The organism is Streptomonospora salina (genome assembly GCF_014204715.1).
GTDB classification, from domain to species: domain Bacteria; phylum Actinomycetota; class Actinomycetes; order Streptosporangiales; family Streptosporangiaceae; genus Streptomonospora; species Streptomonospora salina.
Window position 1 is genome coordinate 1,637,479 of record NZ_JACHLY010000001.1, and the last position, 13,210, is coordinate 1,650,688.

Annotated in this window: 16 protein-coding genes; 12 read left to right on the top strand and 4 right to left on the bottom strand. The window is 70.5% G+C overall.

Annotated features, from left to right (window positions below; translation table 11 throughout):
• Nucleotides 1–25 precede the first annotated feature (25 nt).
• A complete protein-coding gene (locus HNR25_RS07225) occupies nucleotides 26–994 on the bottom strand; it encodes a zinc-binding dehydrogenase (protein ID WP_184633922.1) in 969 nt (322 codons plus the stop codon).
• Between the two features lie 191 nt (nucleotides 995–1,185).
• Here HNR25_RS07225 and HNR25_RS07230 point away from each other — a divergent pair, with 191 nt between their 5' ends.
• Nucleotides 1,186–2,268, top strand: coding sequence for a helix-turn-helix domain-containing protein (locus HNR25_RS07230; protein WP_184633923.1), 1,083 nt, complete (start codon nucleotides 1,186–1,188; stop codon nucleotides 2,266–2,268).
• Nucleotides 2,269–2,280: 12 nt separating this feature from the next.
• On the top strand, nucleotides 2,281–2,481 hold the full coding sequence (locus HNR25_RS07235; protein WP_184633924.1) for a DUF397 domain-containing protein: 201 nt from the start codon (nucleotides 2,281–2,283) through the stop codon (nucleotides 2,479–2,481).
• A gap of 74 nt (nucleotides 2,482–2,555) precedes the next feature.
• Here HNR25_RS07235 and HNR25_RS07240 read toward each other — a convergent pair whose 3' ends face one another.
• Nucleotides 2,556–3,737: an NAD(P)-dependent malic enzyme gene (locus HNR25_RS07240; protein ID WP_184633925.1), complete on the bottom strand. Its 1,182-nt coding sequence runs from the start codon at nucleotides 3,735–3,737 to the stop codon at nucleotides 2,556–2,558.
• 415 nt (nucleotides 3,738–4,152) lie between these two features.
• Here HNR25_RS07240 and HNR25_RS07245 point away from each other — a divergent pair, with 415 nt between their 5' ends.
• From HNR25_RS07245 to HNR25_RS07260, 4 genes are all read left to right on the top strand, one after another.
• Nucleotides 4,153–5,094 (top strand): ABC transporter substrate-binding protein, encoded by a 942-nt coding sequence (locus tag HNR25_RS07245; RefSeq protein WP_184638943.1) that lies wholly within the window; start codon nucleotides 4,153–4,155, stop codon nucleotides 5,092–5,094.
• Nucleotides 5,095–5,112: 18 nt separating this feature from the next.
• On the top strand, nucleotides 5,113–6,090 hold the full coding sequence (locus tag HNR25_RS07250; RefSeq protein ID WP_376767481.1) for an amino acid ABC transporter permease: 978 nt from the start codon (nucleotides 5,113–5,115) through the stop codon (nucleotides 6,088–6,090).
• Nucleotides 6,091–6,153: 63 nt separating this feature from the next.
• A complete protein-coding gene (locus tag HNR25_RS07255; protein ID WP_184638946.1) occupies nucleotides 6,154–6,906 on the top strand; it encodes an amino acid ABC transporter ATP-binding protein in 753 nt (250 codons plus the stop codon).
• A gap of 55 nt (nucleotides 6,907–6,961) precedes the next feature.
• Nucleotides 6,962–7,459, top strand: coding sequence for a GNAT family N-acetyltransferase (locus tag HNR25_RS07260; RefSeq protein ID WP_184633926.1), 498 nt, complete (start codon nucleotides 6,962–6,964; stop codon nucleotides 7,457–7,459).
• A gap of 67 nt (nucleotides 7,460–7,526) precedes the next feature.
• On the opposite strand, the gene HNR25_RS07265 is transcribed toward HNR25_RS07260, so the two are convergent.
• Nucleotides 7,527–8,168 carry a hypothetical protein gene (locus HNR25_RS07265; protein WP_184633927.1) on the bottom strand — a complete coding sequence of 214 codons (642 nt, stop codon included), beginning with the start codon at nucleotides 8,166–8,168 and terminating at the stop codon, nucleotides 7,527–7,529.
• A gap of 372 nt (nucleotides 8,169–8,540) precedes the next feature.
• Here HNR25_RS07265 and HNR25_RS27030 point away from each other — a divergent pair, with 372 nt between their 5' ends.
• The 4 genes from HNR25_RS27030 to HNR25_RS07290 all read left to right on the top strand — a co-directional run bounded on the left by HNR25_RS27030 (nucleotide 8,541) and on the right by HNR25_RS07290 (nucleotide 11,355).
• On the top strand, nucleotides 8,541–8,915 hold the full coding sequence (locus HNR25_RS27030; RefSeq protein WP_184633928.1) for a GntR family transcriptional regulator: 375 nt from the start codon (nucleotides 8,541–8,543) through the stop codon (nucleotides 8,913–8,915).
• Between the two features lie 176 nt (nucleotides 8,916–9,091).
• A complete protein-coding gene (locus HNR25_RS07275; protein WP_184633929.1) occupies nucleotides 9,092–10,057 on the top strand; it encodes a helix-turn-helix domain-containing protein in 966 nt (321 codons plus the stop codon).
• 731 nt (nucleotides 10,058–10,788) lie between these two features.
• Nucleotides 10,789–10,938: a GNAT family N-acetyltransferase gene (locus tag HNR25_RS07285; RefSeq protein ID WP_376767482.1), complete on the top strand. Its 150-nt coding sequence runs from the start codon at nucleotides 10,789–10,791 to the stop codon at nucleotides 10,936–10,938.
• Nucleotides 10,939–10,998: 60 nt separating this feature from the next.
• On the top strand, nucleotides 10,999–11,355 hold the full coding sequence (locus HNR25_RS07290) for a GatB/YqeY domain-containing protein (RefSeq protein ID WP_184633931.1): 357 nt from the start codon (nucleotides 10,999–11,001) through the stop codon (nucleotides 11,353–11,355).
• A gap of 70 nt (nucleotides 11,356–11,425) precedes the next feature.
• Here HNR25_RS07290 and HNR25_RS07295 read toward each other — a convergent pair whose 3' ends face one another.
• Nucleotides 11,426–11,644, bottom strand: a complete 219-nt coding sequence (locus HNR25_RS07295; RefSeq protein ID WP_184633932.1) for a hypothetical protein — start codon at nucleotides 11,642–11,644, stop codon at nucleotides 11,426–11,428.
• 481 nt (nucleotides 11,645–12,125) lie between these two features.
• On the opposite strand from HNR25_RS07295, the gene HNR25_RS07300 reads away from it, so the two are divergent.
• Nucleotides 12,126–12,380 (top strand): GntR family transcriptional regulator, encoded by a 255-nt coding sequence (locus tag HNR25_RS07300; protein WP_184633933.1) that lies wholly within the window; start codon nucleotides 12,126–12,128, stop codon nucleotides 12,378–12,380.
• A gap of 376 nt (nucleotides 12,381–12,756) precedes the next feature.
• Complete coding sequence (locus tag HNR25_RS07305; RefSeq protein WP_184633934.1) at nucleotides 12,757–13,182, top strand: ATP-binding protein; 426 nt, start codon at nucleotides 12,757–12,759, stop codon at nucleotides 13,180–13,182.
• Nucleotides 13,183–13,210: the final 28 nt, after the last annotated feature.

Consider the following 13,210-nt stretch of genomic DNA (forward strand, 5'->3'; position numbering starts at 1 on the left):
CGTCGTACCGGTTCCGGGTCCGCGTTCACACCTGGAAGACGATCTTGCCGAACAGTTCGCCGCGCTCCATGGCGGCGAAGCCCTCTCGGGCACTGTCGAGGGGCAGAACCCGATCGATCTCGGGCCGCACACCGGTGCGGGCGCAGAACTCGGCCAAGCGCCGCAGCTCGTCCCGGGAGCCCATCGTCGAGCCGACGGCCGACAGCTGCAGGAAGAACATCCGGTTCAGCTCGGCCTTGGGGGCGTCGCCGCTGGTCGCGCCGCAGGTGACGATCCGTCCGCCGGGGCGCAGCGCACGCAGCGAATGGCCCCAGGTGGCCTCGCCCACCGAGTCGAACACGACGTCGGCCTTCTCCGGCAGCCGCTCGCCCGGCGCCACGGCACCGTAGGCACCCAGCTGCAGTGCGCGGTCCCGCTTGCCCTCGTCGCGGCTGGTGGCGTAGACGCGGTGGCCCACCGCCGCGGCCATGCGGATCAGCGCGCTGCTGACGCCGCCGCCCGCACCCTGGATGAGCACGGTCGATCCGGGTTCCAGGCCGGCGCGGGCGAAGAGCATCCGGTAGGCGGTCAGCCACGCCGTGGGCAGGCAGGCTGCCTCCTCGAAGGACAGCTCCGCGGGCTTGGGGACGAGGTTGCGCCGCGGGACGGCGACCCGCTGCGCGAGCGTGCCGGGGTGCACCTCGGAGAGCAGGGAGCGGCGCGGGTCGCGGGTCTCGTCGCCGCCGCCGGCGTCGGGGTCGCCGATGACGGCGTGCACGACGACCTCCTGGCCGTCCTCGTCGATACCGGCCGCGTCGCAGCCCAGCACCATGGGCAGCCGCTCCTCGGGCAGGCCCACTCCGCGCAGGCTCCACAGGTCGTGGCGGTTGAGTGCGGCGGCCCTGACCTGAACCGTCGTCCATCCTTCGGGCGGTTCGGGGTCGGGCCGCTCGCCCGCTTCCAGCCCGGACAGGGGGTCGTCGTGGTCGATACGCGCTGCGGTGATAGCGAACATGCCCTGACCCTAACCACGGGCGCGGAGGCGGCGGGGCGCGCCCCGGGAGCGTTTCCGAACGGCGCTCGGCCGGGAACGGCCGCTCCCGCCGACGCGGCAGCGGGGGCTTCGATGGCCCTAGAATCGTCCGCGAGGCTATTCCCGCGCAAATGCCGGGAGGCGATCCGGTGCGCGGTTCGGCGGGGCCGATAATGCGCGGTTCCGCCTTTCTCCGTGCGTGGCCGCACGCACGCGCGGGCACCGGTGGATTCTCCCGTGTTCCGGTACCGCTCCGCCTTCGTGCGACGCGTGCCGAACGCCCCGGGCGCCGCCGCCCCGGCGTCCGCGCTACCCCCGGCCGTACCCGCGGCCTTTCCCCCGAACAGGAGGCACAGCCCGTGGCCGATGCCGACAATCCCACGGCTCGCCGGCGCCGCCTTGGTGTCGAATTGCGTCGTTTGCGGGAGAATGCCGGATTGACCGGCGAAGAGGCCGCCGACCGGATGTCCTGGTCGGGCAGCAAGCTCTCCCGTATCGAGCGCGGACAGGTCGCCACCAATTCCGACGACGTCCGCGACCTGCTGGATCTGTACGGGACCGCCGACGCCGACCTGCTCCGGACGCTGATCGCGCTGGCCCGCGATTCGCGGCGCCGCGGCTGGTGGCATGTGTACGGCGACGTCATGCCCGAGCGCTTCGACGTCTACCTGGGGTTGGAACCCGAAGCCGGGACGCTGCGCTTCTTCGAAGCCGAGATCGTCCCCGGCCTGCTGCAGACACCCGACTACGCGCGGGCGCTGATGCGGGCGCACCCGTCCCCGGTTTCGGAGGACGAGATCGAGCGCCGCACCGAACTGCGTATGCGGCGCCAGAAGACGGTCCTCGACGATAGGCCGCCGCAGATCCGGGCGCTGCTGGACGAATCGATCCTGTACCGGCCGATCGGCGGCCGGGCGGTGATGGCCGACCAGATGCGCCGGTTGCTCGACATACACGACGAACCGCATGTGACCGTGCAGATTCTGCCGTTCACGGCCGGCGCGCATTCCGGACTCAACGGGTCTTTCGACATCCTCGAGTTCCCCGAATCGGACATCCACGCACCGCAGTTGGTGCACGTCGAGAATATGACCAGCAGCCTCTACATCGAGAAAACCGCAGAAGTGGCGTTCTACACGGCCGCTTTCGAACACCTGCGCTCCGCTGCGCTGCCCCCCGAGCAGACGCGGGAGGTCATCCGCGAGGCGGAACGGCGCCTGCGGAGCGAGGAGGAGGGGAAAACCGATGGGACATGAAGGGAGCGCGGCATGGCCGCGAAGGATCCGCTGGGCGTGCGATGGCGCACGAGCACCTACAGCGGAACGGGGGGAGGCCAGTGCGTCCAGGTGATGCGCTGGGCCACGGCCGTGCGGGTCCGCGACTCCGCGGCACCTGAGAGCACGGCGCTGCGGTTCCCCGCGGGGGCATGGGCGGCGTTCGTCGTCGCCGCCGTGGGGCGCTGCCTCTGACGACGGAGGGGGAGGTGGCGATCCGGGGCGGGGACATCTGCGCCCCGGATCGACTACCGAGAATGACCGTACGACTACACTCGGGCGACACCGTCGCGGCGCGCCTGCGCGGACACCGCCTCGGAGACGGCCGGAACCACCCGCGAATCGAAGGTGCTCGGGATCACGTAGTCGGCGCCGAGGTCCTCGCCCACCAGGTCGGCGATCGCTCCGGCCGCGGCCAGCTTCATCGGTTCGGTGATGTCGCGGGCACGCGCATCCAGCGCGCCGCGGAACACCCCGGGGAACGCCAGCACGTTGTTGATCTGGTTGGGGAAGTCGCTGCGCCCGGTGGCCACGACGGCCGCGTGCCTGCGGGCCGCGTCCGGGTGGATCTCGGGCGTCGGGTTGGCCATGGCGAACACGATCGCCTCGGGCGCCATCGAAGCCACGACCGACTCCGGAAGCTCGCCCGCCGACAGCCCGATGAACACGTCTGCGCCTTCGAGCGCACCTTCGATGGACCCCGTGATCCCGGCGCGGTTGCTGATCCCGGCGATCTCGGCCTTGATCGGAGTGAGGCCGTCGCGCCCGGCGTAGATCATCCCCTTGCTGTCGGCGACGGCGATGTCGCCGATGCCCCCCTCGACCAGCATCCGGGTCACCGCGACACCGGCCGCACCGGCGCCGGAGACCACCACCCGCAGGTCGGCCAGCGAGCGGCCGGTCAGCCGGGCCGCGTTGCGCAGCGCCGCCACCGTCACGATCGCCGTGCCGTGCTGGTCGTCGTGGAAGACGGGGATGTCCAGCCGCTCGCGCAGCCGGCGCTCGATGTCGAAGCAGCGCGGCGCGGAGATGTCCTCCAGATTGACACCGCCGAACGACGGCGCCATGCGCTCGACGGTCTCGACGATGTCGTCGACGCCGTCGCACGAGAGCGCGACCGGAACCGCGTCGACGCCGGCGAACTTGCGGAACAGCAGCGCCTTGCCCTCCATGACCGGCAGCGAGGCCTGCGGCCCGATGTCGCCCAGCCCGAGCACCGCCGAGCCGTCGGTGACGACGGCGACGACGGAGCTCTTCCAGGTGTAGGTGTCGACCAGCTCGGGAGCGTCGGCGATGGCGGTGCACACCCGCGCGACACCGGGCGTGTACGCCAGGGCGAGGTCGTCGTGGTCGTTGACCTCGACAGTGGCCTCGACGTGCAGCTTTCCGCCGCGGTGCAGGTCGAAGGCGGGATCGTCGTCGAGCCGGCTATGGGAATCAGTGGTCGGCATGTCTGTGCAAAACCCCTCAGAGGTACGAACGCCCGCACGGGCAGGTTTCGGGCTCGGCGTGCAGACGCCTGCGTTCGTCGGATGCGGCGCGCGGAGCGGCAGGGGTGCTAGGGATTCTAGTGACGATCCCTCGGCCACGGCGTCGGCGATGCCGGAGGGATGGGGGGGATCTCAGCGCGGGTTCCGCGACTCGGTGCGAGCCAGGCGCCGCAGTGGTCCGGGGTTGACCCGTTACCCAATCCTCTCACAACGGTGACCCCGCGAACATGCCGGGCCCCGACCATGGCGTATTCACGTTCGCACGAAGGGGCTATCGTGCCGATTATGCTGCACGTTCGGCCAAAGCCGAACGCGTGACGACGCGGACGCCGACCACCCGACGCCGTTCGCCCATGAGAAGGAGACAAACGTGGCCGTGCTCAAGCACCCGACCGCGCCGGCCGACCGTCTCGGACGCGGTTTTCGCTACGCCGGCGCCCTCGCCGCCGTACTGGCCCTCTCGGCCTGCGGCGGAGGTGGCGGATCCGAGGACGACGGGGCCGCCGACGCCACGTCGACCCCGGCGGTGGAGGCCGACCCCGAACTCGCCGAGACGGTTCCCCAGGAGATCCGCGACCAGGGCAGCCTCAAGATCGGCACCGACTCGACCTACGCACCCGCGGAGTACCTCTCCGCGGACGGCGACACCGTCGTCGGCTTCGACGTCGAGCTGTTCAACGCGGTGGCCGCCAAGCTCGACCTCGAAACCCAGTGGCAGAGCTCCTCGTTCGGCACCATCGTCGAGGGCGTCGACACCGCCAAGTACGACGTGGGCGTCTCCTCCTTCACCATCAACGAGGAGCGCATGGAGCAGGCCCACATGGTGAGCTACTACACCGTGGGCACGCAGTGGTTCACCGCCGAGGGCAACCCCGGCGGCGTCGCCCCCGACGACGCCTGCGGCACGAACGTCGCCGTCCAGGCGAACACGGTCCAAGTGGAGGACATCGAGGCCCGCAGCCAGGAGTGCGTCGACGGCGGCGACCCCGAGATCAACATCAGCAAGTTCAAGGGCCAGGACCAGGCGACCGAGTCGATCATCTCGGGGCGCAACGACGCGGGTCTGGCCGACATGCCCGTCGCCGTCTACGCGGTGCAGCAGACCGACGGCCAGTTGGAGACGCTGGGCGAGCAGTACGAGGCCGCGCCGTACGGCGTCGTGGTCTCCAAGGACAACACCGCCCTCGCCGAGGCGATCGCCGCCGGCTACCAGAGCATCATGGACGACGGCACCTACGCCGAGATCCTCGGCGACTGGGACCTCGACGACCAGGGCACGCTGGAGAGCTCCGAGGTCGATCCGTCCGTCGAAGGCTAGAAGGCGCCAGAAGCAAACGTGAGCACAACTCCCGACACCCCCCGGCCGGCGGCTCCCGATCCCGGAGCGCCGGCCGGGCAGTCCCCGCCAGAGCCCGTCAAGGCGATACCCGTCCGCCACCCCGGCCGCTGGGTCGCGGCCGCCGTCCTCCTCGTCCTATGCGCGATGTTCGTGCACATGCTGATCACGAACACCGCGTTCGACTGGCCGTACCTGTTCGAGCAGATGTTCTCCTCGCAGGTACTGGTCGGTGTACGCACCACCGTGGTCCTGGCCGCGGTGTCGATGGCGATCGGTGTCGCGATCGGCATCGTCGTAGCGATCATGCGGCTGTCGGACAACCCGATCCTCGTGACCGTGGCGTGGGTCTACACCTGGTTCTTCCGCGCCGTACCGCGCATCGTGCTGTGCGTGCTGTTCGGCAACGTGGCCATCCTGTACCAGACGATCGAGTTCGGTCTGCCGTTCGACAACTACTGGCTGCCGCTGCTGGGATTCGCGGACGGCGCCCGGTTCTACTCCGTTCCGATGGAGACCCTGCTCAGCCCGTTCGTGGCGGCTGTCATCGCGCTTTCGCTGTCGCAGGGCGCCTACATGGCCGAGATCGTGCGCGCGGGCCTGCTCTCGGTCGACAAGGGCCAGACCGAGGCCGCCCAGGCGCTGGGCATGAACCAGGGCCTGGTGCTGCGCCGCATCACGCTGCCCCAAGCACTGCGGGTGATCATCCCGCCGACCGGCAACGAGGCCACGGCGATCATGAAGGACACCTCACTGGTGTCGGCCATTCCGCTGACCACCGAGCTGTTCTTCCAGCTGCAGCAGATCGGCGCCCGCACCTTCAACCTGTTCCCCATGCTCGTGGCGGCCTGCCTGTGGTACCTGGCGATCACCAGTCTGATGATGGCGGGCCAGTACTACCTGGAGCGCGGGTTCAGCCGCTCCAGCCGCAGCACGGCCAGCGTGCGCGGCGTCGGACCGAGGGCACAGAGCGAGTAGGACGGCACGTTGACCCCAAACACCGCGGAGGCCGGTACGGCGACCGGCTCCGGAGACGACCGGATGGTCGTGGCCGAGGACGTACACAAGCGCTTCGGCCGCCTGGAAGTGCTGCGCGGCATCGACATGGAGGTGCGCCGCGGCGAGGTCTGCTGCGTGGTGGGCCCCTCCGGTTCGGGCAAGTCCACGTTCCTGCGCTGCATCAACCACTTGGAGAAGATCAACGCGGGACGGCTGTGGGTCGACGGGCAGTTGATAGGCTACCGGCAGCGCGCCGGCAAGCTCTACGAACTGCACGACTCCCAGGTGGCCCGCCAGCGGCGCGGCATCGGCATGGTCTTCCAGAACTTCAACCTGTTCCCGCACATGACCGTGCTGGGCAACCTCCTGGAGGCGCCGGTCCGCGTCAACCGCCGGCCGCGCTCGGAGGCGCGCAGGGAGGCTCTGGAACTGCTGGAGCGGGTGGGTCTGGCCGGCAAGGCCGGGGAGTATCCGCGCCAGCTGTCGGGCGGCCAGCAGCAGCGTGTGGCCATCGCCCGGGCACTGGCGATGCGCCCGGAACTGATGCTGTTCGACGAGCCCACGAGCGCCCTCGACCCCGAGCTGGTGGGCGAGGTCCTGGACGTCATGAAAGGACTGGCCGAAGAGGGCATGACCATGGTCGTGGTCACCCACGAGATGGGCTTCGCCCGCGAGGTCGGCGACCGGCTCGTCTTCATGGACGAGGGCGCCGTGGTGGAGTCCGGTCGGCCGCGCAGCGTGCTCGCGGACCCGCAGCACGAGCGCACCCGCTCGTTCCTGGCCAAGGTGCTCTGATCCGCCTCCGCCGCACCCGCACGCCGCCGCCCGTCCCGACCTGCCGAGGAGAGCCGTGATCCGCCCCGCCCGCCCCGACGACGTCCCGGTGATCCACCGCCTCGTGCGCGAACTCGCCGACTACGAGAAGGAGCCCGAGGCGGCCGTGGCCACCGAGGCTCAGTTCCACGACGCCCTGTTCGGCGAGAACCCCGTCGTCGGGGCCCACATCGCCGAGCACGCGCCCGGCGACGGCGGCGGGACCGCCGTCGCCGGGTTCGCGCTGTGGTTCCGCAACTTCTCCACCTGGACCGGGAACCCGGGCATCTACCTGGAGGACCTCTACGTCCGCCCGGAGCACCGCGGCCGCGGCTACGGCAAGGCCCTGCTGAAGACCCTCGCCGAGCTGTGCGTGGAGCGGGGCTACGACCGGCTCCAGTGGTGGGTGCTGGACTGGAACACGCCCTCCATCGAGTTCTACAGGGCCCTGGGCGCCGAGCCGATGGACGAGTGGACCGTCTTCCGCCTCGACGGGGACGCGCTCCGGGAGCTAGGCGGCAGCACAGCGTCCTAGACACGCGTAGGGCCCCGGGGGGAAGCCCCCGGGGCCCTACGTTCGCGGTGCGGATAGCGGATAGCGGCTAGTCGTAGCCCTCGTACCCACTGGTCCATATCGCGCCGTGCCTCTTATACCCGTGCTCCAGAACCGAGAGCGGGCTTGTTTCCCCTGCCGTGCTGCGCGGCGCGTCCAGCACCACAGTCAGCCTTGCGCAGACCCACAGCGCCGCGTCCCCGAAGGCGGGGAACGGCGGGCCGAGCACGTCACGGCCAGCGACCGTGACCACGGGGGTCCAGCGGTCCCCCGTGTTGTCCGCCGGCACGCGGCCGAGCACCGGCCCGCCCACAGCGGAGACGACGGTGTATGCGGCCGGATCGCCTCCGGCCGTCTCGTCCGGCTCGTCAGGGGCAGGTGACACGAGGAAAGCACCTCCGGTATCGGGCCCCGCCGGGGCCGCCTCGTAGATATCGGGGTCGGGCCCGTCGGCCGCCTCCGGGACGGCCTCCACGGGGCTGCCCCGGTAGTGCGCGGAGCGGCCGCAGGCGCGGCCCTCCGGGGCCGGAATCGCGTCCACCGTGTAGCCGCGTAGGTAGGTCTCTGTGAGTGCCTCCGCGTGTACCTCGCAAGCGAGAATCACGCGGACGAGTGCGCCACGGTCGCGGGCCTCTAGCGTCCACGCGGCAGCGCGCGGGCAGTCGTGCACGTGGTCCAGGTCGATGCTCATTAGGAGGCCGCTCCCGCCGTTGCCGCGATGTCTTGGAGCACGCAAACACCTAGCCTCGTCGCGTCCACGCGGGCCGTGCGCTGCGCTTCGCGGCGGTGCTCTGCCGCAACCAGGTAAGGGCGGATCATCCGCGATGAATCGGAGGCGTCGGCGGGGATCGGGGCAGAGTCCGCCGGAGCCGTACGCGGTACGTACGGCCGAATCCGCGTCACCGAAGCGGCCACGGGGCCGGGGGCCGCGCGGTCGGCCGCCGAGGCTGCCTCCAAGCGTGCGGCGGGCCGCTCGTCGCGGAGGACGAGGGGACGTGCGTGGAGTCCGTGAGAGCGGCGGCATAGGCGGACTAGGGCTGTCAGGGCAGCAACAACTAGACTCATGATCGGCAAGCACCTTCCTGCTTGTCCGGCCCGGGGGACGTTGGCGCGTCCGCCCGGGCGCTGCATTTGTTTGGCAAAACCCGAGCATACGCATAGCACGCCTAGCGCGCCAGCATTGCCGGGCATCCCAGCCGTGCCTAGCTTCCGTCGCGTGCAATGGCGAGAAGGCGTTCCCCGGTGGGTTCAGATTGCGGATGAGCTGGAACGGCGTATTCATACCGGCCGCTACCCGAGCGGTTCGCGCGTGCCTAGCGTGCTGCAACTCATGGACGAGTTCGGCGTAGCTTCCGCCACTGCTCAAAAGGCGTTGTCCGGCCTCCGCGATCGCGGCCTAACGCGGACTGAGCCGGGCATCGGCTCTACCGTGCGTTGAACAGCGCTGCACAAGGGACCGGCTGTCGGTAGGCGTGCGGCAGACGAGGGGCCTTCCGCGCGGAGGTTCGGTATTTCGTCCATGACTACGAGCGTCCCGTTGGGGCACGGTCCGCGCTAGGTACCGGGTGTTGCTTAGTCTTGACAACAGAGACAGGCAACACGCAGAGGCCGGAAGTGTCCGAATTTGCGCCCGCCGTGCGGGCCGCCATGGCAGAGCGCGGCCTGTCGCTTCGCGCGACCGCCAAAGCCATAGCGTTCGATCCCGGATACGTCTCGCGGGTGCTCTCCGGCAAGCGGCCCCCGACCCCCCAAATGGCGGACGCGCTGGACACGTACCTACACGCGGACGGCGCGCTGTCGGCGCTTGCGGCTGCGCTCACGCCGGACGACCGCGCCCGCGTGGCGCACAGCTTCGCCGCACCGTCGCGCACAGACGAGGGGACGGCCCACGCTCTCGCGGACGTGCTGGCCGCACAGCGGAGGTTAGAGGACTCCATAGGGGCCGCCGCGATGCTCCCGGGCATGCTGGCCCAACTGGACGCGGTGACTCCCCTTGCCCGCAACGCACGCGGGCCGCACGTACGGCCCCTGCTGGCAGTGGTCGCGGAGATGCACCAATACGCCGGTTGGCTGTTCGCCGCGCTACGCCAGGACCGGCACGCGTTGGGGATGCTCGCACGCGCGAAAGACATGGCCGACGGGGCCGACGCTCCCACCGTCGCGGCCGTGGCGACCTCGTTCCGCGGCTACGTCGCCCGCCAACAGGGCCGCTATCCGGCCGTTGTCCGGGCCGCGCAGGCCGCGCGACATTCTCCCGGGGCCCACGTGACTCAACAGGTGTTTGACACATTGCAGGCGGCACAGGGGCACGCGGAGATGGGGGAGGCGGACGCGGCCCGCCGGTTGCTGGACGAGGCGGCGCACCGCGTAGACGAGGCGACCGACCCCCCGGGGATTGTGTACTGGTATGGGCCGTCGTTCTTCGCGTTGAACATTGGCATGGTCCATGCGTCGCTAGGCGGCCACGCAGACGCGGCCGACCACTTGCGGGCAGGGCTGGACGGCCTTCCGCCGGAACAACGGGACGCGGAGTGGACGCGGGAGTACCGGGACGCCTTGAACAAGGCACGCGCCGCTTAGGCAGTTGAGCAGTATCGCTCAAACACTGTCCGATTGCCGACGTTAGCCCTCCGTGTTGCCGCCGGACGCAAAGAAGGGCCCCGAGCGCGCGGCCCGGGGCCCTGGCTATGCCTGCATAAGGCCAAGCGTCGTCTCGTCCGGGGAACGTGGCACGGTCACCGGGCCCCCGCAACCGGCGCATGCCCCTTCCACGGCCGCAGGGCCGACCGTCACGCGGTACCCGTCCGCGGGAAGGTCCGGCATCACGCGCTCGGCCGTGGCCTCCGCGCGCTCCGCGGAGCACGCGGGGACCGCCCGTGTAACCGGGAAGTCCCGGCCCCGCGTCACGCAGACCGTTCGTGCGTCCATGGTGCGCCCTCCTTCTCTCGGCCCGGCCCACGCGCTCCGCGCGGGGCCGCTGTCCCTGTGCCGTCCCCGGGCCTGTCGCGGTCGGCCGTGTTACGTCAGAGCGGCAATGTCGCGGTGCACCGTGCGGGCACTGACTGACAGCTCTGCCGCGATGTCGGGCGGGGCCACGCCGTCGGCACGGCGGGCCGACACGATGGCGCGCCGTTCGGACACCGTCGCCGTAGGGGTGACAGTCGCGGTCGGCACTGTCACGGCGTTGTCATCGGATGCTGTGGAGTCCTTGGACAGGCGGAGGTATAGGACGGCGGTAGGCATGGCGAGGCCCCTCGTGTTCGCTAGCGCTCACCTCCGTTCCGGGCCCCCAGCGCGCTAGGTGTCCGCGCGTGGCAGGAAAAGACCGGTGGTGGGTGCTGGACTGGAACACGCCCTCCATCGAGTTCTACAGGGCCCTGGGCGCCGAGCCGATGGACGCGTGGACCGTCTTCCGCCTCGACGGTGCGGCGCTGCACTCCCTCGGGACGAAGGCGGAGTGAGCGGGGCCCGCCCCGGAAAACCGGTCGACTCCCCCGGCTGCGTCGGCTACGTTCCGGCGGATGCGTACCGACATGCGCCGTGATCTGACGGCCGCTCTGAAGAACCGCGACAAGGTCGCCGCCGCCGCGCTCCGCTCGGCGCTGGCCGCCGTCGACAACGCCGAGGCCGCCGGCGCCGACCGTGCGGCGCCTGCCGAGGACAGCGAACACGTCGCCGGTGCGGCGTTGGGCCTCGGCGCGGCCGAGGCTCAACGCCGCGTCCTGACCGAGTCCGACGTGCACGCGATCGTCGCGCGCGAGGTCAGCGAGCGCTCGGCCTCCGCGCAGGAGTACGCCCGCCTGGGGCGCGACGACGCCGCCGACCGCCTCCGCGCCGAAGCCGAGATCCTCGGCCGCTATCTGAACGCAGAGGCGTAGCGGACCGCACGGCCGGGGCTGCCCGCGCCGCCGGCCGTGCGCGTCGACGGCCGTGCGCGTCGACGGTCCGCTATTCGCCGCCCTCGCAGCGCCGCCACGGCGTCGGCCACGCCCCGCCGGACCGCAGCCACATGTCCAGCACGCTGAAGGCGGCGTCGGCGTTGTCCTGGGCGCGCGCCCGTTGGGCGGGCGTCTGGCCGCGCTCCTTGAGGGCGTCGCTCAACGTGTCGTAGAGCGCGTCGGCGTGCGCCTCGTCGGGGCGGCCGTAGCAGTCGGTCGAGTAGATCATCGGACACCTCCGGCGGCCTCGCAGAAGACGGCTGCGCCGAGTCGGCCGTGAACCTCCTGCTCGGCGGCACGGCCGCGCTCCCACCGCACCACGTACGGAGCGACGGGCGAGGGGCCGCCCTCGGCGACGGCCGGAGGCTCGGCGGGGGACGCGGTGGCGCGTGTATGTAGGGGCGGACGCGGGCCGCGCGGATGACGGGCACCGGGCGGAAGGACGCACGACGGTCGTCCGCTCCGGGCGCCAGCGGCGCACGGACGCCGCAGAACGCCCGAACACGCCGGACGAGGGTCGCCACAAGGGCTACTAGGATCTTCATGTCTGCCTGCTCTTTTCAGGTAGGCCATGCCCCCGGGCGCGCTCCACCGCGCCGCGGGGGTCCTTCTTTTCTGAAGGTCAAGACCCCACCATACCTCTCGCTTGTCTGGCTCGTCTAGGACGTCTGCCATATGAGCCACCCACTAGTCGTGGCTAACGTCCGCATATGCAGGTTGACCGTTTCGACCCCACACCCCTGTATCAGCAGGTGGCGTGTTCTATTCGCGAGCAGATTCAAGCCGGAGCACTGAAGCCGCGGGACCCGATCCCGTCGGAATCGGACCTGGTATCCAACCACGGTGTGGCCCGTGAGACGGCACGCCGCGCAGTCGCGCTGCTGCGCGATGAAGGCTGGGTCGTCACGCTGCCCCAGCGCGGGACCTTCGTAGCGGATCGGCCGGGCCGGAAAGGCGACGCCTGACCGCAACCCCGCCATCCGAAGAGGACTCCCTCGGGAACCATGTGGATCCGGCTCCACGTGGTTCCCGAGGGGGTCCTTGGGGCGTTTGGGGACCTCGGCATCATCGGTCCGTAGATGTCCGCGCCTTCCCGAGCGGGCGCCTCGCCCGGGTCGGAACGCGATTCGATCCCGCCGGATCCGCCGATACCGCAGCGATTCCGGCGGCGTTTCGGCACGGAAGCCGCCGCGCTCCCTGCTCGTGCCCCGCTTTCGGGCGTGTCCGAGACTAGGGATAGGAAGCCGGAATCGGGACACGGTCCCACGCGTGTGCACCGGAGGAGGACCGAAACAAGATAGATTGCAGTCAAGCGGCAATCTCGCTTCCCGGAGGAGGCACGTGACCGAAGAAACCGCCGCACCGTCCCCGGGTGCAACGGAGGTTCGCGACGCTGTGACGGTCCGCATGCCGGCCGACAGCGCTTACCTGTCCGTGCTGCGCACCGCCACGGCGGGATTGGCGGCCCGACTGGACTTCACTCTCGACGAGATCGAGGACCTGCGCATCGGGGTGGACGAAGCCTGCGCGATGCTCCTCACCCAGGCACTGCCGGGGACCGACCTGACCACCGACTTCGAACTGACCGGCGACGGGATGCGCATCTCCGTCTCGGTGCTGACGGCCGACGGCCGGCTCCCCGCGCGCGACACCTTCGCCTGGACCGTCCTGTCGGCCCTGGCCGGAGAGGTCGACACCGACGCCGGCCCTGACGACCGCGTCTCCATCGTGCTGCACAAACGGCGCGGCGTGGCGGAGACGGCGTGAGCGAGAGGGGGCCCGCTCTGACGGCGAA